At 59.7% G+C, this 23,062-nt stretch carries 21 protein-coding genes and 1 other RNA gene; 14 read left to right on the forward strand and 8 right to left on the reverse strand.

From position 1 onward, the window contains the following. Nucleotides 1-15: 15 nt before the first annotated feature. Together ACMX25_RS07175 and ACMX25_RS07180 are read right to left on the reverse strand one after the other, a co-directional pair. Nucleotides 16-1,572, reverse strand: a complete 1,557-nt coding sequence (locus ACMX25_RS07175) for a formate dehydrogenase beta subunit (RefSeq protein WP_414948879.1) — start codon at nucleotides 1,570-1,572, stop codon at nucleotides 16-18. Beyond that, nucleotides 1,569-2,066 (reverse strand): NAD(P)H-dependent oxidoreductase subunit E, encoded by a 498-nt coding sequence (locus ACMX25_RS07180; protein WP_414949063.1) that lies wholly within the window; start codon nucleotides 2,064-2,066, stop codon nucleotides 1,569-1,571. The genes ACMX25_RS07175 and ACMX25_RS07180 overlap by 4 nt, the downstream gene beginning before the upstream one ends. A gap of 139 nt (nucleotides 2,067-2,205) precedes the next feature. Between ACMX25_RS07180 and ACMX25_RS07185 the strand changes: the two genes are divergently transcribed. Further along, nucleotides 2,206-3,294 carry a substrate-binding domain-containing protein gene (locus ACMX25_RS07185; protein WP_414948881.1) on the forward strand — a complete coding sequence of 363 codons (1,089 nt, stop codon included), beginning with the start codon at nucleotides 2,206-2,208 and terminating at the stop codon, nucleotides 3,292-3,294. Nucleotides 3,295-3,484: 190 nt separating this feature from the next. Then, complete coding sequence (locus ACMX25_RS07190) at nucleotides 3,485-3,748, forward strand: hypothetical protein (RefSeq protein WP_414948883.1); 264 nt, start codon at nucleotides 3,485-3,487, stop codon at nucleotides 3,746-3,748. 145 nt (nucleotides 3,749-3,893) lie between these two features. Here the strand turns inward: ACMX25_RS07190 and ACMX25_RS07195 are convergent, their stop codons facing one another. The 6 genes from ACMX25_RS07195 to ompA all read right to left on the reverse strand — a co-directional run bounded on the left by ACMX25_RS07195 (nucleotide 3,894) and on the right by ompA (nucleotide 7,948). Beyond that, nucleotides 3,894-4,265: a hypothetical protein gene (locus ACMX25_RS07195; protein ID WP_414948884.1), complete on the reverse strand. Its 372-nt coding sequence runs from the start codon at nucleotides 4,263-4,265 to the stop codon at nucleotides 3,894-3,896. Between the two features lie 84 nt (nucleotides 4,266-4,349). Further along, nucleotides 4,350-4,940, reverse strand: coding sequence for a phosphatase PAP2 family protein (locus ACMX25_RS07200; RefSeq protein WP_414948885.1), 591 nt, complete (start codon nucleotides 4,938-4,940; stop codon nucleotides 4,350-4,352). 163 nt (nucleotides 4,941-5,103) lie between these two features. Next, nucleotides 5,104-5,472, reverse strand: a transfer-messenger RNA (tmRNA) gene (ssrA, locus tag ACMX25_RS07205). A 100-nt stretch (nucleotides 5,473-5,572) separates the two neighbouring features. After that, nucleotides 5,573-6,289: a phosphoglycolate phosphatase gene (gene gph, locus ACMX25_RS07210; protein WP_414949065.1), complete on the reverse strand. Its 717-nt coding sequence runs from the start codon at nucleotides 6,287-6,289 to the stop codon at nucleotides 5,573-5,575. A gap of 77 nt (nucleotides 6,290-6,366) precedes the next feature. Then, the gene (ubiG, locus tag ACMX25_RS07215; protein WP_414948887.1) at nucleotides 6,367-7,065 is read right to left on the reverse strand and encodes a bifunctional 2-polyprenyl-6-hydroxyphenol methylase/3-demethylubiquinol 3-O-methyltransferase UbiG; all 699 of its coding nucleotides are present in this window, start codon (nucleotides 7,063-7,065) and stop codon (nucleotides 6,367-6,369) included. A gap of 229 nt (nucleotides 7,066-7,294) precedes the next feature. Then, on the reverse strand, nucleotides 7,295-7,948 hold the full coding sequence (ompA, locus tag ACMX25_RS07220) for an outer membrane protein OmpA (protein WP_414948888.1): 654 nt from the start codon (nucleotides 7,946-7,948) through the stop codon (nucleotides 7,295-7,297). Nucleotides 7,949-8,695: 747 nt separating this feature from the next. Here ompA and gyrA point away from each other — a divergent pair. The 12 genes from gyrA (at nucleotide 8,696) to lapB (ending at nucleotide 23,061) form a co-directional block, all read left to right on the forward strand. Beyond that, on the forward strand, nucleotides 8,696-11,437 hold the full coding sequence (gyrA, locus tag ACMX25_RS07225) for a DNA gyrase subunit A (RefSeq protein ID WP_414948889.1): 2,742 nt from the start codon (nucleotides 8,696-8,698) through the stop codon (nucleotides 11,435-11,437). A gap of 119 nt (nucleotides 11,438-11,556) precedes the next feature. Beyond that, complete coding sequence (locus ACMX25_RS07230; protein ID WP_414949067.1) at nucleotides 11,557-12,159, forward strand: DUF2059 domain-containing protein; 603 nt, start codon at nucleotides 11,557-11,559, stop codon at nucleotides 12,157-12,159. Nucleotides 12,160-12,364: 205 nt separating this feature from the next. After that, on the forward strand, nucleotides 12,365-13,447 hold the full coding sequence (serC, locus tag ACMX25_RS07235; RefSeq protein ID WP_414948891.1) for a 3-phosphoserine/phosphohydroxythreonine transaminase: 1,083 nt from the start codon (nucleotides 12,365-12,367) through the stop codon (nucleotides 13,445-13,447). Between the two features lie 66 nt (nucleotides 13,448-13,513). Then, entirely contained in the window at nucleotides 13,514-14,596 is a 1,083-nt protein-coding gene (gene pheA, locus ACMX25_RS07240; RefSeq protein WP_414948892.1) for a prephenate dehydratase, read from the forward strand. 26 nt (nucleotides 14,597-14,622) lie between these two features. Continuing rightward, nucleotides 14,623-15,738 (forward strand): histidinol-phosphate transaminase, encoded by a 1,116-nt coding sequence (hisC, locus tag ACMX25_RS07245; protein WP_414948893.1) that lies wholly within the window; start codon nucleotides 14,623-14,625, stop codon nucleotides 15,736-15,738. Nucleotides 15,739-15,831: 93 nt separating this feature from the next. After that, nucleotides 15,832-16,755 carry a prephenate dehydrogenase gene (locus ACMX25_RS07250; RefSeq protein ID WP_414948894.1) on the forward strand — a complete coding sequence of 308 codons (924 nt, stop codon included), beginning with the start codon at nucleotides 15,832-15,834 and terminating at the stop codon, nucleotides 16,753-16,755. A gap of 59 nt (nucleotides 16,756-16,814) precedes the next feature. After that, nucleotides 16,815-18,119: a 3-phosphoshikimate 1-carboxyvinyltransferase gene (aroA, locus tag ACMX25_RS07255; protein WP_414948895.1), complete on the forward strand. Its 1,305-nt coding sequence runs from the start codon at nucleotides 16,815-16,817 to the stop codon at nucleotides 18,117-18,119. 76 nt (nucleotides 18,120-18,195) lie between these two features. Continuing rightward, nucleotides 18,196-18,876, forward strand: coding sequence for a (d)CMP kinase (gene cmk / locus ACMX25_RS07260; protein WP_414948896.1), 681 nt, complete (start codon nucleotides 18,196-18,198; stop codon nucleotides 18,874-18,876). A gap of 182 nt (nucleotides 18,877-19,058) precedes the next feature. After that, the gene (rpsA, locus tag ACMX25_RS07265) at nucleotides 19,059-20,774 is read left to right on the forward strand and encodes a 30S ribosomal protein S1 (protein ID WP_031361047.1); all 1,716 of its coding nucleotides are present in this window, start codon (nucleotides 19,059-19,061) and stop codon (nucleotides 20,772-20,774) included. Nucleotides 20,775-20,794: 20 nt separating this feature from the next. After that, nucleotides 20,795-21,133, forward strand: coding sequence for an integration host factor subunit beta (locus ACMX25_RS07270; RefSeq protein WP_299705205.1), 339 nt, complete (start codon nucleotides 20,795-20,797; stop codon nucleotides 21,131-21,133). Between the two features lie 367 nt (nucleotides 21,134-21,500). Continuing rightward, nucleotides 21,501-21,794, forward strand: coding sequence for a LapA family protein (locus tag ACMX25_RS07275; protein WP_414948897.1), 294 nt, complete (start codon nucleotides 21,501-21,503; stop codon nucleotides 21,792-21,794). 91 nt (nucleotides 21,795-21,885) lie between these two features. Continuing rightward, nucleotides 21,886-23,061 carry a lipopolysaccharide assembly protein LapB gene (gene lapB / locus ACMX25_RS07280; RefSeq protein ID WP_414948899.1) on the forward strand — a complete coding sequence of 392 codons (1,176 nt, stop codon included), beginning with the start codon at nucleotides 21,886-21,888 and terminating at the stop codon, nucleotides 23,059-23,061. The last annotated feature ends 1 nt before the right edge of the window (nucleotide 23,062 follow it).

Genomic DNA, 23,062 nt, shown 5'->3' on the forward strand with positions numbered 1-23,062 from the left:
GATTGTGTTCCTTCTTTAAGCCGCTTTCTGCGACGGCTTTTTGGACAGACCGAAGTCTTCAGGGAAATGGTCGAGGGCCGACAGCACCGGATACGGCGTCATGCCACCCATCGCGCAGAGCGAGCCAGAAACCATGGTGTCGCAGAGATCGCGCAGCAGCGTTACTTGTTTCGGCGAGACGTCTCCGGCACGGATCTTCGCGATGACTTCAACACCGCGCGTCGATCCGATCCGGCAAGGCGTGCATTTTCCGCATGATTCGACGGCGCAGAAGTGCATCGCATATTGCGCCAGATCGGCGAGATTCGATGTGTCGTCATGGATCACAATACCGCCGTGTCCGACCACAGCGCCAACCGCTGCATAAGCTTCGTAGTCCATGGGAATGTCCCACTGGCTTTCCGGAAGATACGTTCCAAGCGGGCCGCCGACTTGCGCGGCGCGCGCCGGCCGGCCGCTTGCCGTGCCGCCACCATATTCATAAATCAGATCACGCAGGGTCACGCCGAACGCCAACTCAACGAGGCCGCCTTGCTTCACGTTGCCTGCGATCTGGAACGGCAGCGTGCCGCGCGAGCGGCCCATGCCGAAGTCTCGATAAAACGCCGCGCCCTTGGCGAAGATGATTGGCACGGTCGCCAGGGTAATGACGTTATTGATCACCGTCGGTTGGCCGAACAAGCCGACTAAAGCAGGCACCGGCGGCTTCGCACGGACCACGCCACGCTTGCCTTCGAGCGATTCCAGCAACGCCGTTTCTTCGCCGCAAACATACGAACCGGCGCCTTTGGCCACTTCCAGTTCGAACGCCTTGTCACTGCCGAGTACGCTTGCGCCAAGCCAGCCTGCGTCGCGCGCTTTTTCTATAGCGCGGTTCAGCGTCGCAATAGCGTGCGGATATTCGCTGCGCACATAGATATATCCCTTCGTCGCCCGGGTCACGATCCCCGCGATGATCATTCCTTCGATCAACATGTACGGGTCGCTTTCCATGACGAGCCGGTCCGAGAACGTGCCGGAATCGCCTTCGTCAGCGTTGCAGACGACGTACTTTTGCGGCGCCAAAGCGGCCCGCACCGTGCGCCATTTAATACCGGCCGGGAACGCTGCACCGCCGCGTCCGCGCAGGCCCGATTCGAGCAGCGCTTCGCAGGCGGCATCGCCGTCGGTTTCAAGCGCTTTGCGCAATCCGTCCAGGCCGCCGTGCTTGACGTAGTCATCGGTGGAAAGCGGGTCCGTGATACCGATGCGCGCAAACGTCAGGCGTTGCTGTTTCGCGAGCCACGGCAACGTATCAACCACGCCGACGCGCTTTTCATGCGCGCCGCCGGTTGCCAGGTTGGCATCGAAGAGGGCGGGGATATCGTCTTCGTCGACATTCGAATAACCGATACGGCCTTCCGCCGTTTCCACTTCGACCAGCGGTTCCAGCCAGAGCATGCCGCGCGAACCGTTGCGCACGATTTCAACTTCGATGCCGCGTTTCTGAGCTTCAGCCGCAACTGCCAGCGCGACACGATCAGCGCCGAGCGCCAGTGCCGACGAATCACAAGGGACGTAGATGCGCGTCATACCAGATCCTCCGCGCTCGAATGAACGCGCGCCGCTTCGTACAGCCGCTCGAATTTCTGCGGCGTGACGCGGGCATGCAACTCACCGTTGATGGTCATGGCCGGCGACAGCGCGCATTGCCCGAGGCAATACACGGTTTCCAGCTCGGTATCGACTTGATGGCCGGAATCGAACTTGCACCCCGTATGCCCTTCGATATGCGCCGCCAGCGCTTCCGTTCCCATACTCTTGCAAGCCTCGGCGCGGCACAACTGCACGGTCACGCGTGCCGGCGCCTCGGAGCGGAAATGGTGGTAATAGGTGATCACGCCGTGCACTTCCGCGCGCGACAGCGACATGGCCTGAGCGAGCGGGGCGATGACATCGGCGGGAATGTAGCCGGCTTCGTCTTGAATAGCGTGCAGCACGGCGAGCAGCGATGCGCCCTTCTTCAGATGGCGCGCAACGCGCTCATCGGGCGTGCCGGCCGGCTGATTTTGGTGGTTATGAGGCATTTGGACCATGTGGGGAGTCTCCATTGCTCGGCATATGTTTTTTAAGAGCATATATCGGACCTATAATTTGCTATACCGAGCCCGTGATATGCAAGATACGAGGCTAGCCGGTCGATGGCAATAGGAACTGGGATTACATATGATCGATGTCGAATGCCGTACCGAGCTCGTCCTGCGCGACGCCGCAGGCCGCGAAGCCAGTCTCAGCGCGGCCGTGCCGCTTTTGCTGCTGGTTTCTCAGACTGGCAGCATCGCGCAGGCTGCATCGGCTAAGGGTTTGTCCTATCGGCACGCATGGGGTCTTTTGCGCGACATAGAGACGCGGCTGGGCGGCGCGCTGATCACGAAGTCGCGTGGGCGCGGGTCGGTGCTGTCGGAACTTGGCGAAGCCGTGCTGCGGGCGCAACGTTTGTCGAACGAGCGGCTCGACGGGCCGCTTCAGGCGTTGGCCAGCGAAGTGGCCGGTGAACTCAACCGTCGGCTCTCGCGCGCCGTTGGCGAAATACGGATTCACGCCTCGCACGGATACGCTGTGGCGGCGCTGGTGGGCGCGCTGGCCGCGAAGCAGATCCCCGCCGACATCAAGTACCGCGAGAGCGCTGAAGCCGTTACCGCTCTCGCGCGCGGCGAGTGCGAACTGGCGGGGTTTCACTTGCCGATCGGCGAATTCCGCGCGAGTTGCGCCGAGATCTATCGGCCATGGCTGGATGCGGGGCGGCATCGGCTGATTCATTTGACGCGGCGCACGCAGGGCCTGTTTCTGCCCAAGGGCAACCCGAAAGGCATACGCGGCTTGCGCGATCTCGCCCGCGACGACATCCGCTTCGTCAACCGTCAGCCGGGATCGGGCACGCGCATGTTGCTGGATCTGGCGTTGCGCCAGATTGGCGTCGACCCGGCGAGCATCAACGGTTACGCCACGGCTGAACTGACCCATTCGGCCATTGCCGCATTTGTCGCGAGCGGCATGGCCGATCTCGGTTTTGGTGTGCAGCCGGCCGCGCAGCAGTTCGCGCTGGACTTCATTCCGATCATCGATGAGGACTACCTGTTCGCGTGCAACCGCGACAAGCTCAACGGCGCCGGACTCAGCGGCCTGCTGGAGGTACTGCGCAGCGATACATACCGCGACAGCGTGGCGCACCTGGAGGGCTACGATCCGGCTTTTTGCGGACAACTGCTTGAGCTCGATGAAGCGCTCGGCGGGGGAACCGGAAACGCGCGGTAACCATTTAGACCCGGCGTGTCCCGCCGATCCGAAGCCTTCTGTCTAGAATTACGTTAACCTTATGGTTGGCTAGGGTTGGCAAGGCAGTCCGGTGGCGTTATATGCAACATTATGTCGCGGCTCACCAGGCCGGAAATGCTCTTGGCCAAACGTTTAATCGACGACCGTTTTACTCACCGTTACTGCTGCCATGAAATTGCTTTTGAGCGTTGCCGCGTTGATCGCGTTTGTTGTTAGCGCCGTTGCCTTTGTGCCCGTCGCTTTTGCCCAGAATTCGCCAGGTGTTCCGGGCGGCATCTTGCAGGACCAGTTTCGCCTGAAAGAGCACCCGCAGCTGCAGTTTGCTGCATCGGCGCCGTCGGATAAGTATCAAAACGGCGTGACCGCGAAGCGTAGGCGCGGCGATCTGGGCGATCCGAACGGCTGTAACTTGCAATGCCCGCAGGATCAATAACCCGGCCGGACTTTGGAGCGTGTGAACGGCGGCTCGTATGGAAGCCGCCGGTTCGCTGTGTGCGACCGCCTTAAAAACCAGCACACTTCCGCGGCCGGCGTTGCCGCGATTACGCAACCTGATAACGGCGTACGCTGAATCTGGATCAGTCCTCGTACTCGATCGGTTTATTAGCGCAATCCAGAACAGTCGAGTGAATGGACACCTCGCAGCGTTCCCGGAACATCTTGATAGTCCGGTTGCGTGGCCATAAATCAGCATCGACATACCACTCCTCGAGCATGTGCTCGAAGATCACCTTCCAGTTGCGTTGAATCCACCGATTGCCCGTATTAATCGGGTCGTCGGTATTGTCGGTGGGGATCAGAAATGCCGTCGGGTCGTCACGTGCGACGCCCAGCGCGATTTTCACATCGGGCGGGGAGGGATCTGCGGCGTTGATCCATTCAATAAATGGTGCCGTGGGCGCCACGACGGCGACTACCCGGTTCGTGACGTGAAGCGGTTCCAACTGCATGCGATCGATCCTCGTATCAGATGACCAAATGCTGAAGCAAGCCGGCCATCGTGCAACGCTGGCTGTCGAAGCCCAAGCTGCGCGTTAGAGAAGGGCAGAAATGCCAGCCCACAGGCGGGAACAGACGCCATGAGAGTAGGTGTCGATCATTGCCTGGATCGGAGCGTGACGCCCGTACGCCACCGTGGTCACGAGCAGGAGCCCGGTAGCGGCGGCAATGGGACGAAACAGCTTAACTTTGGAGCGTGCCAATGGGTGCACGAAAAGCGCCGCGACCAAGGCTCCGAGCAGCCAGCCGGCAATGACTTCCGGAACGGTGTGGGCATAGTCGAAGACGCGGGCACATGCCGTCAGCAACCCGACCAGCAGTCCCGCCATGGCGCCCACCCACGCGCTGCCGCCCGCACTTCGCCAGAGGAGGGCGATGGCAACCGTCCAGACAGCCGTAGACAAGGTCGTATGGCCGCTGATCACGCGAAACCCTATGGAGGAGATCTCGACTCCGCATCCGGCATACAGGATCTTGGTGATGCCGACCAGCGCCATCCCGGCGGCCAGAAGCGTCACCCAGCGCACGGCCAGTGTCTTATCCGACAGCCTGAGCCAGATCGCGCAGGTCAGGGCGATGGGTAGAGTCAACGCGGCATCGCCGACATTGCTGATTGCAGTCCACATGAATTCTGTCAGATCAAAAGAGAGCAGGGCAGTTTAGCGCATTGCGCAGGAAGCATTCGTGTGCGCCGACACCCAGGCCGGTCAATAAAAAACAATAAAAAACCCCGCGAGCCTTTCGGCCTACGGGGTTTCAAATAATCCGGCACACGTCCGGATGCGATATTGGTGGAGGCGGCGGGAATCGAACCCGCGTCCAGTAGCGCTCTACGACCAGTTCTACATACTTAGTTCTATCATTTAATTTAACCTGGCGACGCGGACGAACACGCTTCGCTTCGGCGATTCACTAAATTTTCGACCTTGGCGTCGCGACGCCGACAAGGCTTATCTGACGTATATGACCTCTCGCGGTATTGCTACCGGTCTTGCGACTCTAGTCCGTCAGTAAACTAGGGAGAGGCAGGCGGCCCTTAGGCTGCCAGTGCGAACGTTTCGTCGTTTGCAGTTACGTTTTTCCCATTGATTTACGAGGTGACGGGTCCTCGGTATGCCCTAGCCGCTTCGCAACCCCTGTCGAAACCAGGTCGCCCCCGAAGCATTGATCATTATCTCACAGTTCATCCGCGTTTTGGCCGGCGAGCCCACCCCATCCGGGAACCGCATCCCTCACCGGCCATTGATGAATTGATGGTTTATTGCACGTCGCGTAGCAGATGTTGCAATTCGATGGTTGTTTCCACGACATGATCCGCGTGCCACCGCGTGGGCGGCAGGTCCGTCCCGCAGTACCCGTAGGCGGCCGCCACGGTGACCATGCCGGCGGCAAAACCGGCCTGGACATCACGCAGGTCGTCGCCCACGTACACGACCCGCTCGGGCGCTTCTTCCATCAATTCCGCAGCATGCAGCAGCGGCGCCGGATGCGGCTTCGAATGCGAGGTGGTATCGCCGCAAACAAGGCACGCCGCGCGCTCAGCCAGTCCAAGCAGCGCCACGAGCGGTTCGGCCAGCCGCGTTGCCTTGTTGGTCACAATGCCCCAGCGCACGCCGCGTGCATCGAGTTGATCGAGCAATTCGTCGATACCTGGAAACAGCGTCGTCTCGATGCACAAATCCGCTTCGTAATTGGCGAGAAACTCCTCGCGCATGGACGCGTAATCAGGATGCTCCGGCTCGATCTCGAACGCGCCGGCCAGCAAACCGCGCGCACCCGCGGAAGCCAATGGCCTCAACGTCTCGAGCGGCCGCATTTCCAGCCCACGGTCATGCCGCATCTTGTTGACCGCGGCAACCAGATCGGGCGCCGTGTCCGCGATGGTGCCGTCAAGGTCGAACAACACCGCGTGGCAGAGCTTGAGCCGGGTCTTGTCGATTTGCTGCTTGGGCAAGGGCGTCGGATCGTCGCTCATGAAAGTCCGTACAGGTTCGATGACGCTCGGAGGCGTGGGGTCGGCATCACTGGGTCGATCGCTCATGTCATTTCCCGTCAGGCCACGCGGCGGCAAGCCATCAGATAGTTGATGCTTGAGTCGTCGGAGAGACCGAAGCGCTTGCTCAGCGGCCGGTACGTGATCCCCTTGATCTCGGCGATATCAAGTTGCGCAGAACGCACGAACTGCGCAAGTTCCGACGGCTTGATGAAGCGGGCGTAATCGTGCGTGCCGCGCGGCAACATCCGGGCAATGTATTCTGCGCCGATCACCGCAAACAAATAGGCCTTGGCATTGCGGTTGAGCGTGGAGAAAAACACCCAGCCGCCGGGTTTGACGAGCGTGGCGCACGCCTGAACAATGCCCGCCGGATCCGGCACGTGCTCGAGCATCTCCATACAGGTCACCACGTCATAGCTGCCGGGCTCTCGCGCCGCCAATGCTTCGGCCGCAATCTCTTCGTATTCGACTTTGACGCCGCTCTCCAGGCTATGCAAGTCAGCCACGCCCAGCGCGCTCGACGACAAATCCACGCCTTTCACCTTCGCGCCACGCACGGCCATCGACTCAGACAGGATGCCGCCGCCGCAACCGATATCCAGCGCGCGTTTGCCCGACAGATGCGCAAGCCGGTCAATCCAGTCGAGCCGCACGGGGTTGAGCTCGTGCAGTGGCTTGAACTCCGCATTCGGGTCCCACCAGCGATGAGCCAGCTCGCTGAATTTTTGAAGCTCGTGGGGATCGGCATTGATCATGTGCGGATAGCCTTGAAACGGAAGGTCGTAAGGTCAGGAACGGTTAAGTCCCAAGTATATAGGCGGCGGCGAGAGCCGGTGAATCGCGGCGCTCATCGAGGCCGGCCGGGCAGGGGAACGCCCCGGGCATGCCGCTGGAGGGGTTGCACCCGCAGGTTCCACATAAAAGTTGTACATAAAAAAAGCCCCGCCGAAGCGGGGCTTTGATCCTGCGGCAATCTGTCGCGAATTACTGCGGCTGACGCGAGGTTCCAACAACTTCGACTTCCACGCGACGATCCGGTGCGAGGCAGGCGATAAGTTGCTTGCGGTTCTTCTGGTTGCAACCCGTGGTAACCGGGTTACGCTTGCCCTTGCCTTCCGTATAGATACGGTTGGCTTCGATGCCCTTGCTGACCAAGTATGCCTTGACAGCTTGTGCACGACGCAGCGACAGGCGATCGTTGTACTTGTCCGAACCGATACGGTCCGTGTAACCCGTTGCGACCACGACTTCCAGGTTCAGGTCGCCAATCTTCGATGCGAGATCGTCAAGTTTTTCCTTGCCAGCCGGCTTCAGGATTGCCTTGTCGAAGTCGAACAGAGCGTCAGCTTGGTACGTAATCTTCTGGCTCTGGATGACCGGAGCAACAGGAGGAGCGACCGGCGGCTGCGGTGCCTGGGCTACCAGCGCGCCATCGCACTTTGCGTTAGCCGTTGCCGGGGTCCAGAACGCGTCACGCCAGCAAAGCTCGTTCGTGCCGTTCATCCAAACCCATTCGCCCGTGCCGTTCACCCAGTTGTCGTTCACTGCCTGGCGTGAAGCCGGGACCGATTGCGCCATCGCCGATGCAGCCATAACTGCGGTAGCTGCAATGAACGCGAGCTTTGAAAGTTTATTCATATTTCTCCTCTCGAAATTGAGATTACCGCAGGTTTACTGCGAGCCTTGTTGACGAAGACAAGTCATACATTGCTCGAAGTATAACATTACCGCGGAACAAAACGCTGTGTGTAGACTTCGAGCAGTGTCTAACTTTGTGCGTTCGCATTTTGCCATATCGTTCCCTTGCATCGATAAAAATATCCCTGGGGCCCCAACGCCCGCAACCTTATGTGGTGCATGCGCAACAAGACGGGGCAAGGAATTGCAGGGTTTGATACGTGCGGAACATGCGCACAATGCGTGCCACCCCGGAACTTTTTCCAAAAACATCAATACATTTTTTTCGACCAGTTTTTCGCGCGTTAAACGGCTGCGTCAAAACCAGTGAGGGCGAATGATAGCGGGTTAGTCTGACGTTTTCACTTTGTTGTGTGCAGCAATTTGTAAGCTTCGCAACTGTTTGCTCTGCGGGCTCCCGTCATGCTGGTCATCGGCTAGCGCCATTCGGCACTTTTCTGATCTCGTCCACGGCCTCACTGATTTGTCCCTGAATTGCTCGATCTGTTTCATGTGAACAATGGTCGAACTATCTGGGCTTACTGTATGTGTATACGCAGGTGCTCCGGAAGCGGATGTCGCGCATGTTAGAATCGCGTGATGCGTTGCGTTCGCAATGCCGATGCTAAACGACGGTGAATCCGGGTAAAACGCCGCAGAAGAGGCTTTTATTCCGCGCCGGCGCCGCACAGTTCAAGACACGGATAAATGGATCAATTCGCCAAAGAGACTCTGCCAATCTCCCTCGAGGAGGAAATGCGCCGCTCATATCTCGATTACGCGATGAGCGTGATCGTGGGGCGAGCGCTCCCCGATGTCCGCGACGGCCTCAAGCCAGTCCACCGTCGCGCACTGTATTCCATGCACGAACTGAACAACGACTGGAATCGCGCCTATAAGAAGTCCGCGCGTATTGTGGGCGACGTCATCGGTAAATATCATCCTCACGGTGACCAGTCGGTCTACGACACCATCGTGCGGATGGCGCAACCGTTCTCGCTGCGCTACATGCTGGTCGACGGTCAGGGCAATTTCGGTTCGGTCGATGGCGACAACGCCGCCGCCATGCGATACACCGAAATCCGCATGGCCAAGATCGGCCATGAACTGCTTGCGGATATCGACAAGGAAACGGTCGACTTCGGCCCGAACTATGACGGTAGCGAAAGCGAGCCGCTGGTTCTGCCGGCGCGTATCCCCAATCTGCTGATCAATGGCTCGGCCGGTATTGCCGTGGGCATGGCGACGAACATTCCGCCGCACAACCTGCGCGAAATCGTCGACGCCTGCATGCATCTGCTGAACAACCCCGACAGCACGATCGACGAACTGATGGAGATCGTTCCGGGGCCGGACTTTCCGACCTACGGCGTGATTTACGGCGTCTCGGGCGTAAAAGACGGCTATCGAACGGGTCGCGGACGCGTCGTGATGCGTGCGACCACGCACTTCGAAGAGATCGACCGCGGCCAGCGGATGGCGATCATCGTCGACGAAATCCCGTATCAGGTGAACAAGCGCACGCTGCTCGAGCGTATTGCCGAGCTGGTGAACGAGAAGAAGATCGAAGGCATCTCGGACATCCGCGACGAATCCGACAAGAGCGGCATGCGTGTCGTAGTCGAGCTGAAGCGCGGCGAAGTGCCGGAAGTGGTGCTGAACAATCTGTACAAGATGACGCAGCTTCAGGACACGTTCGGCATCAACATGGTTGCGCTGGTCGACGGCCAGCCGCGTTTGCTGAACCTAAAGCAGATGCTGGAGTGTTTCCTGTCGCATCGGCGGGAAGTGCTGACGCGGCGCACTGTATACGAGCTGCGCAAGGCGCGGGATCGCGGCCACGTGCTGGAAGGCCTGGCGGTGGCGCTGGCGAATATCGACGAATTCATCCGTATCATCAAGGCTGCGCCGACTCCGCCAATCGCGAAGCAGGATTTGATGAACAACGCCTGGGACTCGGAAATCGTGCGCGAAATGCTCTCGCGCGCCGAAACCGAGGAATCGGGCGGGCGTCAGGCGTACCGGCCGGAAGGGTTGAACCCGGCGTACGGCATGCAGGCCGATGGCTTGTACAAGCTGTCCGACGTTCAGGCGCAGGAAATTCTGCAAATGCGCCTGCAACGCCTGACCGGGCTCGAGCAGGACAAGATTGTTGGCGAGTACAAGGAAGTGATGGCGCAGATCGCTGACTTGCTGGACATCCTGGCGCGGCCGGAGCGGATTCGCGCGATCATCGTGGAAGAACTGGCGTCTATTCGTGCTGAATTCGGCGACGACCGCCGTTCGCGCATCGAGCTGAATGCGACCGAACTGAATACCGAAGACCTGATCACGCCGCAGGAAATGGTCGTGACCATGTCGCACACCGGTTATGTGAAGTCGCAGCCGCTGTCCGAGTATCGCGCGCAAAAGCGTGGTGGCCGCGGCAAGCAAGCCACGCAGATGAAGGAAGACGACTGGATCGACACGCTCTTCATCGCTAATACGCACGACCACATGTTGTGTTTCTCGAACCGTGGCCGCGTTTACTGGATCAAGGTCTACGAAGTACCGCAGGGTTCGCGGAATTCGCGCGGCCGGCCGATCGTGAACATGTTCCCGCTGCAAGACGGCGAGAAGATCAACGTCGTGCTGCCGATCAAGGAATTCTCCGCAGACAAATACGTCTTCATGGCGACCTCGCTGGGTACAGTCAAGAAGACGCCGCTGGAAGCCTTCAGCCGGCCGCTGCGCAAGGGCATCATTGCCGTTGGCCTGGACGACGGCGATTTTCTGATCGGTGCGGCGATTACCGACGGCCAGCATGACGTAATGCTGTTCTCGGATTCGGGCAAGGCGGTGCGTTTCGACGAAAACGACGTGCGCGCAATGGGCCGCGAAGCCCGAGGCGTGCGCGGCATGCAACTCGAAGAAGGCCAGCAGGTCATCGCGTTGCTCGTCGCCGGCGGTGAAAACCAGTCGGTGCTAACGGCGACTGAGAACGGTTTCGGCAAGCGTACGCCGATCGACGAATACACTCGCCACGGCCGTGGCACGAAGGGAATGATTGCTATCCAGACATCGGAACGTAACGGCAAGGTAGTCGCCGCAACGCTCGTCGAACCGGAAAGCGAGATCATGCTGATCACCAATACCGGCGTGCTGATCCGCACACGGGTCTCGGAGATCCGTGAAATGGGCCGCGCAACCCAAGGTGTTACACTCATCAGTCTTGACGACGGCACCAAGCTGTCCGGTTTGCAGCATATTGCCGAGGCGGAAGTCGCAGTCGAACTCGACGCCGATCTGGAAGGTGAAGCGGAGGATGCTGGCAGTGCTGGCGAAACTCCGTCCAGCGCCGCTGCTGATGATTCGGCTGATGCTGGCGACTCATCGAACGACGCCTCGAACGACGCCTCGGGTGACACGCCGGGCGACACGTCGGAAGGTGATGAGGACGGCACGTCCTGACCGAGTGTTCGCACCGAGCGCCTGTTCTGTTTCTGAAAGCTTGAATGGATAAGCTGCGCGACTTGAGCACATGCCAAGTCGCGTCGCGATGAAAGCAAAAATTTTTTAAGGGAGTAATGATGCAAAAACAGTTTAAACAATGGATGTTGCTGGCTGCTTTGGTACCGGCTTTCGCATCGGCTCAATCGCTCCAGAGCCAAGCAACGTCGCCGGCGCCGGATGCAGCCACAGCGGCACCGGATCCGGCGAAGCAAGCTGCGATCAAGGACCTGCTGGACGCAATCGACGCGCAAAAGCTCGTCGGCGCCATTGGTAACAGCGCACAAATGCAGTCGAAGCAACTGGTTCCGGCCATCTTGTCTGACGCTTTGAGCGAAAACAAGACGATGAACGACAAGCAGAAGCAAGCTGCCGTTCCTCAACTGCAGAAGGACACGGTACCGAAGCTGGTTGATTCGGCAGGTCAGGTTTTCGCGACCGACTCGTTCCGTCAGGACGCCATGCAGGCTCAGTACGACGCGTACGCGAAGTACTACACCACAGCTGAAATCAAAGACCTGACGTCGTTCTATAAGAGCCCGACGGGTCGCAAGTTCATCCAGGTTCAGGACCAGGTTGGTCGTGACGTGGTGAACGGTCTGATGCAGAAGTACATGCCGCAATCGATCAAGGCCACCCGCGCGCAAGCGGACAAGGAAGTGGCTGCCGTCAAGCCGAAGTAAGTAAGGCTGCCAACGCCCGCTGCCGCTCGCGCGACTGTAGTTTGGCGGGTTTTCGGGACGGTGCGATAATGGCTGTTTGCGTTCAGACGCAAACAGCCATTTCTTTTTCGTGGCGTGATTCAAGCTTTATTCAGCGTTCCGTTCGCGCTGGCGTTGTCTGCTAGCGTTCTCTTTATCGCGTCCGGCTTTTCGGGGTGTTTATCAGATGCGCGTGTTCAATTTCTCCGCTGGTCCTGCAGCAATGCCCGAAGAGGTACTCCGTCAAGCAGCCGACGAAATGCTTGATTGGCACGGTAGCGGCATGAGCGTGATGGAAATGAGCCATCGCGGCGCTGAGTTCATGTCGATCCATGAAGCTGCGCTTACCGATCTGCGCGATCTGCTGAAAGTACCCACGTCGCACAGAATCCTGTTTTTGCAGGGCGGCGGCATTGGCGAGAACGCGATCGTTCCGCTGAACCTGCTCGGCGCGCGTCAAACAGCCGACTTCATCGTGACCGGTTCCTGGTCGCAGAAATCCTTCAAGGAAGCGCAGAAGTACGGCACGCCGCACATTGCTGCAAACGGCAAGACGGAGCAGGGTTTCACGCATGTGCCGAAAGTCGCCGAATGGCATCTCTCTGACGACCCGGCTTACGTCCATCTTTGCACGAACGAAACCATCGACGGCGTCGAGACCTTTGAGATCCCCGATCTCGCTTCGGTACCACTGGTTGCGGACGCGTCGTCGCACATTCTTTCCCGCCCAATGGACATCGCGAAATATGGTGTGCTGTTTGGCGGCGCGCAGAAGAACATCGGCATGGCGGGTGTGACGGTCGTGATCGTGCGCGAGGATCTGCTCGACCGCGCGTTGGCCATCTGCCCGTCGGCGTTCGAATGGAAGACGGTCGCCGCGAATAATTCGATGTACAACACGCCGCCAACCTACGCCATCTACATTGCCGGGCTCGTGTTCAAGTGGCTGAAAAAGCAGGGTGGCCTGGAGGCCATGGAAGCACGCAGTATCGAAAAGTCGACGCTGCTGTACGACACTATCGACGCCAGCAGTTTCTATCTGAACAAAGTCGAGCGTCAGTCGCGCTCGAGGATGAACGTACCGTTCTTTCTCGCCGACGAAACCCGTAACGAAGCATTCCTGGCCGGCGCAAAAGCGCGCGGCCTGTTGCAGCTGAAAGGCCACAAGTCAGTCGGCGGCATGCGCGCGTCCATCTATAACGCGGTGCCGCTCGAAGCGGTGAAGACGCTCGTCGAGTATATGAAGGAATTCGAGCAGGCCAGTGCCTGAGTTCAGGCACGGCCTCCCATCCGACGCTTGGTAGCCCAAGCCGGATCGACTCATCTCATACAACGCATGGACGACGACCTTAATTCACGACTCATACCGCTGCGCGACCGCATTGATGCGCTCGACGCGCAGCTCATCGCGCTTCTGAATCAGCGCGCCGCCGTGGCGCTCGAAGTGGGCGAGGTGAAGAAGCATTTCAACGCGCCGGTGTTTCGCCCCGAGCGCGAGCTGCAAGTCATCGCGCGGCTCCAGGAGATGAGCGAAGGGCCACTTGCCGATGATCACATCAGCTCGATCTGGCGCGAGATTATGGCCGCGAGCCGTGCGCTCGAAAAGACGCTGCGCGCGGCGTATCTCGGTCCGGTCGGGACCTACAGCGAGCAGGCGATGGTCGAGTATTTCGGACACTCCATCGAAGGCGTGCCGTGTCCTTCCATCGACGAAGTGTTTCGCTCGGTTGAAGCCGGTGCGGCCGAGTTTGGCGTGGTGCCGGTTGAGAATTCTGCGGAAGGCGCGGTCTCGCGGTCGCTCGATTTGTTCCTGCAAACGCAGCTTGTGATTGGCGGCGAGTTGGCTTTGCCGATTCACCACAATCTGTTGACGGCATCCGGCACGCTTAATGGCGTGACCCGCGTGTTCGCGCATCCGCAAGCGCTCGCGCAATGCCAGCATTGGCTGACGGCGAATGCACCCACGCTCGCGCGCCAGGCTGTATCGAGCAATGCCGAAGCGGCGCGGCTGGCGGTAGGTGACCCGACCATCGCGGCTATTGCCGGAGATCGCGCGGCCACGCATTACGGGCTCGGCGTGGTCAGCTCGCTGATCCAGGACGACCCGCACAACCGCACGCGCTTCGTGATGATCGGCAAGGAGCGCACAGGCGTGAGCGGGCATGACCAGACGTCGCTGATCGTGTCGGTGGCTAACGAGCCGGGCGCATTGCTGAAATTGCTGGAACCGCTCGCGCGTCACGGCGTGTCCATGACGCGTTTCGAGTCGCGTCCTGCGCGCGTCGGCACGTGGGAATACTACTTTTATATCGACGTGGAAGGCCATCGCGACGACGCGCCGGTCGCCGCTGCGCTTGAGGAACTGGGCGAAAAAGCCGAGTTCCTCAAGATCCTCGGTTCGTATCCTCGCGCTCGTTGAGCCTTTTAAAAATCGCTGGAGAAAACATGACATCGCAATTCGGCCCTTCCTACGTGCGCGCAATCGCGCCTTATATTGCCGGCAAACCGATCTCGGAAGTGGCGCGCGAATTCGGACTGAACGAAGCAGATATCGTGAAGCTCGCGTCGAATGAAAACCCGCTCGGCATGCCCGAGTCGGCCAAGCTCGCGATGGCGCAAGCGATCGCGGAACTCGGCCGTTATCCGGACGCGAACGGTTTCGATCTGAAGGCTGCGTTGAGCGAGCGTTACGGCGTGCCGCCGGAATGGATCACGCTGGGCAACGGCAGCAACGACATCCTCGAAATCGCCGCGCATGCGTTCGTCGAGAAAGGGCAGTCGATCGTCTATGCGCAGTATTCGTTTGCGGTTTATGCGCTTGCTACGCAGGGTCTTGGCGCACGCGCGATTGTCGTGCCGGCCGTGAAGTACGGTCACGATCTCGAGGCAATGCTTGCTGCCATCGCCGACGACACGCGTCTCGTGTTCGTCGCGAATCCGAATAATCCAACTGGCACGTTTATCGATGGCCGGACGCTTGAGGCGTTCATTGCCCGCGTGCCGCGTCACGTCGCGATCGTGCTGGACGAGGCGTACACGGAATATCTGTCGAAGGACAAGCGCTACGATTCCATCGAATGGGTGCGTCGTTATCCGAATCTGCTCGTGTCGCGGACGTTTTCAAAGGCGTTCGGACTAGCTGGATTGCGTGTGGGTTTCGCCATTGCGCAACCGGAGCAAACCGATCTGCTCAATCGCCTGCGCCAGCCGTTCAACGTGAATTCGATGGCGCAAGCCGCCGCGATCGCCGCGTTGAAGGACACCGAGTTTTTAGCGAAGAGCGCTGAGATCAACGCGGCAGGGTATCGCAAGCTGACGCAAGCCTTCGACAAACTCGGCCTGCAATACGTCCCCTCCGATGGCAACTTCGTGATGGTGCGCGTGGGCGATGACGACGCTGCCGGACAACGCGTGAATCTCGCGTTGCTCAAGCAAGGCGTGATCGTGCGGCCGGTTGCGAACTACGGTTTGTTGCCGTGGCTGCGTGTCACGATTGGCTTGCCGGAAGAGAACGACGTGTTTATTGCGGCGCTGGAAAAGTCGTTGGCGGCCACTGCGTGATTGTTTTGTTTTACCCGTGCGTTTCGTGAAGAGGCACGGGTTTGTCCGATTGCTCACCCCTCGCGCCGAAAGGCGCGTTTTTATCGATGTCTCGTGGCCGCGTTCTCTTTCAATAAAATCGTGATTTTCGGCGTCGGCCTGATCGGCGGATCACTCGCGCGCGCATTGCGCGAACGCGCTGGCGCAGCGGGCGAAGTCATTGGCGTCGGGCGCTCGGTGAAATCCGTCGAGCGTGCGCTGGAACTTGGCGTGATCGACTCCGCCGTTTTTCTCGACGATGACCGCGCGCTCGATCTCGCGCTGCGTGACGCCGATATCGTGTTGATCGCCGCGCCGGTGGCGCAAACCGAGCCGCTGCTGCGGCGGATTGCGCCGTTCCTGGACGCGCGCACCATCGTCACCGATGCCGGTAGCACAAAAAATGACGTTGTCGCTGCGGCGCGTGCAACGCTGGGCGATCGCGTTTCGCAATTCGTGCCGGGGCATCCGATCGCCGGGCGGGAATCGAGTGGACCTGACGCCGCCATACCCGATCTCTATGTGGATCGAAACGTCGTGCTGTGCCCGTTGCCGGAGAACTCGCCGGAGCTGGTGGAGCGCGTCGCCGACATGTGGCTTGCGACCGGCGCCAGCGTGCATCGGATGACGGCCGAGCAGCATGACGGCGTGTTTGCATCGGTGAGTCATTTGCCGCACGTGTTGTCGTTCGCGCTCGTCGAGATGATTCTGCAAGCGCCGGATGCTGCGCTGAAGTTTTCGTTCGCCGCCGGCGGCTTCCGCGATTTCACGCGGATCGCGGCGTCGAGTCCGGAAATGTGGCGCGACGTGTGCATCGCGAACCGGGCGGCGCTGCTGACCGAAATCGATTCCTATACGAACGTGTTGGCGCGTTTTCGCCAGGCCATTGAAACCTCCGACGGCGCTGCGCTCGAAACCGCCTTCGAGCGTTCGCGCGCGGCACGGACCGAATGGCAACAAGGCGGCGCGATCAAGGCCGCCGACGAGTCGGCACAATAGTCGGCTCGATAATCGGCCCAATAATTCGCACACTAGCAATAGCTAACTGGACTAGAACCATGGAACACCTCGATCTCGGACCTTTTTCGCGTGCGTCCGGCACGGTTCGGCTGCCCGGATCGAAGAGCATTTCTAACCGTGTCTTGCTGCTCGCCGCGCTGGCTGAGGGCGAGACGGTGATCACGAATCTCCTCGATTCCGACGACACCCGCGTGATGCTCGCGGCGCTCAACACCTTGGGCGTCGAGGTGCAAAACGACGGCGAGCGCTGTGTCGTGAAAGGCACCGGCGGCCGCTTTCCGGTGAAATCGGCGGAGCTTTTTCTCGGCAACGCCGGTACGGCAGTGCGTCCGCTCACGGCCGCGCTCGCGCTCAACGGTGGTGAATATCGCGTGCATGGCGTGCCGCGCATGCACGAACGGCCGATCGGCGATCTCGTCGATGGCCTGCGCCAGATTGGCGCGAAGATCGACTACGAAGCGAACGACGGCTTTCCGCCGCTGCGGATTCATCCGGCTGAAATTGCTGTTGACCAACCGATCCGCGTGCGTGGCGATGTCTCCAGCCAGTTCCTGACCGCGTTGCTGATGAGCTTGCCGCTCGCGCAGAACACGCATGGCCCGATTGTCGTGGAAGTGGACGGTGAGCTGATTTCGAAGCCGTATATCGACATCACGATCAAGCTGATGGAGCGTTTCGGGATGACCGTCGAACGTGATGGCTGGAAGAGTTTTACGCTGCCGGCCGGCGCGCGCTACGCGTCGCCGGGCACGATCGCGGTGGAAGGCGACGCGTCGTCGGCCTCGTATTTCCTCGCGGCCGGCGCGCTGGGCGGCGGTCCGCTGCGGGTGGAAGGCGTGGGCCGCGCGAGCATTCAAGGCGACGTGAATTTCGCCGATGCGCTGATCCGCATGGGCGCGAACGTCATGCTGGGCGATGACTGGATCGAAGTACGCGGCGTGGAATCCGACGACGGCAAGCTGATGGCCATCGACATGGATTTCAACCTGATCCCCGACGCCGCCATGACCATTGCCGTGGCCGCGCTGTTCGCCACCGGCACGACCACGCTGCGCAATATTGCGAGCTGGCGCGTGAAGGAGACGGACCGGATTGCCGCAATGGCCACCGAGTTGCGCAAGGTTGGCGCGACGATCGAGGAGGGCGCGGACTACCTCGTCGTCACGCCGCCGGCCGCGTTGACGCCGAATGCGGCTATCGACACCTACGACGATCACCGCATGGCCATGTGTTTTTCGCTCGTGAGCCTAGGCGGCGTGCTGGTGCGTATCAATGACCCGAAATGCGTCGGCAAGACCTTCCCGGATTACTTCGAGCAGTTCGCGAAGCTCGCGAAGGCTTGATGACCATGACTAATATGAATGCATCAATGAAAGCTCCGACCCCGCGCGTCATTTCCCGCCGATCCGGACGTCTCCGATGAAACCCACTCGTCCGTTTCACCAGACTCCTGTTATCACCATCGACGGCCCGACGGCTTCGGGCAAAGGGACTGTGGCCGCATCGGTCGCCGCCACGCTCGGCTTCCATTTACTCGATAGCGGCGCGCTGTACCGGCTCACCGCGCTCGCGAGCGCGCGATACAACATCGAACCCGAGAATGGCGATGCGCTCGCCGAACTTGTCGCAGATCTTCACATCACGTTCCGGGAAGGTTTGGCACAGCTCGACGGCGTAGATGTATCGACGGAAATTCGTGCCGAGGAAATTGGCAACCGGGCGTCAGCGATTGCTGTGCACGGTCAGGTTAGGACGGCGCTGATTGCGCGCCAGCGGGCGTTCCGCAAGCCTCCGGGGCTGGTTGCCGACGGCCGCGACATGGGCACCGTTATTTTCCCCGATGCAACGCTCAAGGTGTTTCTCACGGCAAGCGTTGAAGCGCGGGCCGCGCGGCGGCATAAGCAATTGATACAAAAAGGCTTTTCTGCTAATATGGAAGACTTGCTACGAGATTTGCGCGAGCGGGACGCACGGGACAGTAACCGTGTAGCCGCACCGCTCAAGCCCGCAGTGGACGCGAAGACGCTGGACACCTCCGGGTTATCCATTGACCAGGCGGTCAATCGGATCATCGGCTGGTTTAATGCGATTCACGTGTAGTTAGCCGTAGAACACTGTAATTGTTGGAAAAAGCCGACATTTCGAAGGCTTTGTTTTGGAGCTCCATGAGAAACATGGAGCGTGTTTTAACCCCTCAACCCCGTGTGGCGTTCGCCTTTTTTGCCATCGGCCCGAACAGTTCGGGCAGGCATTGCGAAGCAGCTGCGCAACTATAGATTTTTATGTCCGACCTGCAAACATCTACCCCGATTACCGAATCTTTTGCGGCTCTGTTCGAAGAGTCGTTGACCAAGCAGGACATGCGTGCGGGTGAAGTCATTTCCGCCGAAGTCGTGCGCGTCGACCACAATTTCGTGGTCGTCAACGCGGGTCTCAAGTCCGAAGCCTACATTCCGCTCGAAGAATTCCTGAACGACGCGGGCGAGGTAGAAGTGCAGGCGGGCGACTTTGTTTCCGTGGCTATCGACGCCCTGGAAAACGGTTATGGCGACACCATCCTGTCGCGTGACAAGGCGAAGCGTCTGGCTTCGTGGCTGTCGCTGGAAAAAGCGCTCGACAACAACGAACTCGTGACCGGCACGATCACGGGTAAGGTCAAGGGCGGCATGACCGTGATGGTCAACGGCATCCGTGCGTTCCTGCCGGGTTCGCTGGTTGATACGCGTCCGGTCAAGGACACGACCCCGTACGAAGGCAAGACCCTCGAATTCCGCGTCATCAAGCTCGACCGCAAGCGTAACAACGTCGTGTTGTCGCGCCGTGCCGTGATCGAAGCGACCCAAGGCGAAGAGCGCGCAAAGCTGCTCGAAACGCTGAAGGAAGGCGCGATCGTGGAAGGCGTGGTCAAGAACATCACGGACTACGGCGCATTCGTGGACCTCGGCGGTATCGACGGCCTGCTGCACATCACGGACATCGCATGGCGTCGCGTGCGTCACCCGAGCGAAGTGCTGTCGGTTGGCCAGGAAGTCACCGCGAAGATCCTCAAGTTCGACCAGGAAAAGAACCGCGTATCGCTCGGTATCAAGCAACTCGGCGACGATCCGTGGGAAGGCATTTCCCGCCGTTACCCGTCGGGCACGCGCCTGTTCGGTAAGGTGACGAACATCACCGACTACGGCGCATTCGTCGAAGTGGAATCGGGCATCGAAGGCCTGGTCCACGTGTCGGAAATGGACTGGACGAACAAGAACGTTGCACCGTCGAAGGTTGTGCAACTCGGCGACGAAGTCGAAGTCATGGTTCTCGAAATCGACGAAGACCGCCGCCGTATCAGCCTCGGCATGAAGCAGTGCAAGCCGAACCCGTGGGACGACTTCAGCCGCAACTTCAAGAAGGGCGACAAGCTGGAAGGCGCCATCAAGTCGATCACCGACTTCGGCGTGTTTATCGGTTTGCCGGGCGGCATCGACGGTCTGGTTCACCTCTCGGACCTGTCGTGGAGCGAAACGGGCGAAGAAGCGGTTCGCAAGTACAAGAAGGGCGACGAAGTTCAGGCTATCGTTCTGGGCATCGATGTCGAGAAGGAACGCATCTCGCTCGGTATCAAGCAGCTCGAAGGCGATCCGTTCAGCAACTTCGTGGCAATGAACGACAAGGGCGCGACGGTTGACGGCGTGGTCAAGTCGGTTGACGCGAAGGGCGCAGTCGTGACGTTGACGGCAGACGTGGAAGGTTATCTCCGCGCCTCGGAAATCGCTCAGGACCGCGTGGAAGATGCTCGCAACGTGCTGAAGGAAGGCGACAAGGTCAACGCGATGATCATCAACATCGATCGCAAGTCGCGTGGCATCAACCTGTCGATCAAGGCCAAGGATTCGGCTGAGCAACAGGAGGCTATCCGTGGTCTGGCTTCGGCTGACTCGAGCACGGCTGCAACCGGCACGACGAACCTTGGCGCGCTGTTGAAAGCCAAGCTCGACGGCCAGAACGGCTAAGCCGCAGGTATTGCTGCAGCATGACCAAATCGGAATTGGTCGCCCAACTGGCGCTGCGATTTCCGCAACTTGTTCTTAAAGATGCGGATTTCGCGGTGAAGACGATGCTCGATGCGATGTCGGACGCTTTGGCCAACGGCCATCGCATCGAAATCCGCGGCTTCGGCAGTTTTGGCCTCAATCGTCGTCCATCGCGCGTTGGACGCAATCCCAAGTCGGGGGAGAAAGTGCAGGTACCGGAGAAATTCGTACCGCATTTCAAGCCTGGCAAGGAGTTGCGCGAACGAGTAGATGGCCGCTCGGGCGAGCCGCTGAAGCAGTCGAACGAAGCGGATAGTGACGAAGACGACGATGTTTGACCGGCGTCGGAGTTCAGGCCGTATCGAACTGCTCTCTGCCAGAGGCAAATGACCGAAAAAAGCACCCGCAAGGGTGCTTTTTTTATGCCCCGGCCGAACGTACGCCAGTGGCATCGCTGTTCTGCACGATCGTTCGTCACCGGTATTTTCACGCTGACGTGAAGCGGTAAACTGCCGCAAACGTCCTGCTGATCGGCCTATCGCCCAAGCCGTTGCGCATTGCCCCATAGGCTTCAATTACAATACCGCACGCTAACGACCCAATGCAGCGTGGTCCGCGCTTTGCGTCTTTCGTGGATATCGGTGTAGTACTCGCCGCCCGCGTTACCTTCTGCGTCGTTCCGCTATTGCCGTCAAAGAGACCCTTATGAAATTTTTTGTCTGGCTGATCCGTGTACTGGTTTTCGTGCTCCTGCTCGTGTTGGCGTTGGCCAATACGCAAAGCGCGACGCTCAATTTTCTCGCTGGCTACTCCTGGCAAGCACCGCTGATCCTGATTGGCCTGGCGTTTTTTGTGGTTGGCCTCGTGGCTGGTCTGCTCTCGTCGCTGCCTTCGTTGTTTCGCCTGCGGATGGAAAATGCACGCCTCAAACGCGAATTGCGCACGGCGCGCGATATTCCCGTCGTGCCAATGGATCCGCCTATGCCGCCGCTGATTTGACGGGTCGTGCAGTGACCGGCCCTGTGCCAGCGCGATCGGGTGCTTGCTTCCGGCACGCCGCGCTGGCCCTTAACCCTTTCCAAGAATTCGCATGGATCTAGACTTCTGGTGGCTGCTTGTCATTCCGGTCGCGTTTGCTCTCGGTTGGATCGCATCGCGCTATGACCTGAAAACGCTGCTGTCCGAAAACGCGAATCTGCCGCGCTCGTACTTTCGCGGCCTCAATTTCCTGCTGAACGAGCAGCACGACAAGGCCATCGACGCCTTTATCGAAGTGGCGAAGCTCGATCCTGAAACCATCGAATTGCACTTTGCGCTCGGTAACCTGTTTCGCCGACGCGGTGAGACGGACCGGGCCATTCGCGTGCATCAGAACTTGCTGGGCCGCGCTGATCTGCCCGTCGCTGAACGCGATCACGCGCTGTTCGAACTCGGGCAGGATTTCCTGAAGGCGGGTCTGCTGGATCGTGCGGAGGAAACCTTCCGGTCGCTCGAAGCGGGTGAATATGCGCTGGGCGCGCAACGGGCGTTGCTGACCATTTACGAGATCGAGAAAGACTGGAACAAATCGATTGCAACCGCCGGCCGGATCCAGGAAATGGGCGCGGCGACGCTTGAAAAAGAAGTCGCCCAGTTCCATTGCGAACTCGCGCAGGAAGCACTGCAGCGCAAGAACCCGGCAGACGCTCGTGCTGAACTGAAACTCGCGCTCGCGGCGAATCCCGATAACGTGCGGGCGACCATTCTGGTTGGCGACGTGGATGCCGCCGGGGGCGATCTGGAGTCGGCTATCGTGTGCTGGCGTCGCGTGGAAGAGCAGAATGCGGCGTATCTGCCGCTGGTGGCCGAAAAACTGGTGCAGGCTTACGAGCAACTCGGCCGTACGGCTGAGGGCGTGGATTTGCTGGTTGACTACGTGAATCGCTATCCGTCGAACGATCTGCTCGACGTGGCGTTCAAGCACGTCTCGCAATTGCGCGGCATGGACGCAGCCCACGCGCTTGCGCGGCACCAGATGCAGACATCGCCGAATCTCGCCGGCATGACACGGCTGCTGGAAGCGCAAGTGGCGACGGCCGAGGAACCGCGTCGCAGCGAACTCGAACTGATGCGCACGCTCGTCAAGCAGCGGACCAAGAACCTGCCGCGCTACACGTGCCAGAATTGCGGTTTCCGGGCACGTCTCTTTTACTGGCAATGTCCCGGCTGCAGCGGCTGGGAAACCTATGCGCCACGCCGCGTCGAGCCGATCACCGCGTCCGCCTGAA

This window comes from Caballeronia eucalypticola (genome assembly GCF_047608185.1).
In the GTDB taxonomy this organism is placed as follows: Bacteria; Pseudomonadota; Gammaproteobacteria; order Burkholderiales; family Burkholderiaceae; genus Caballeronia.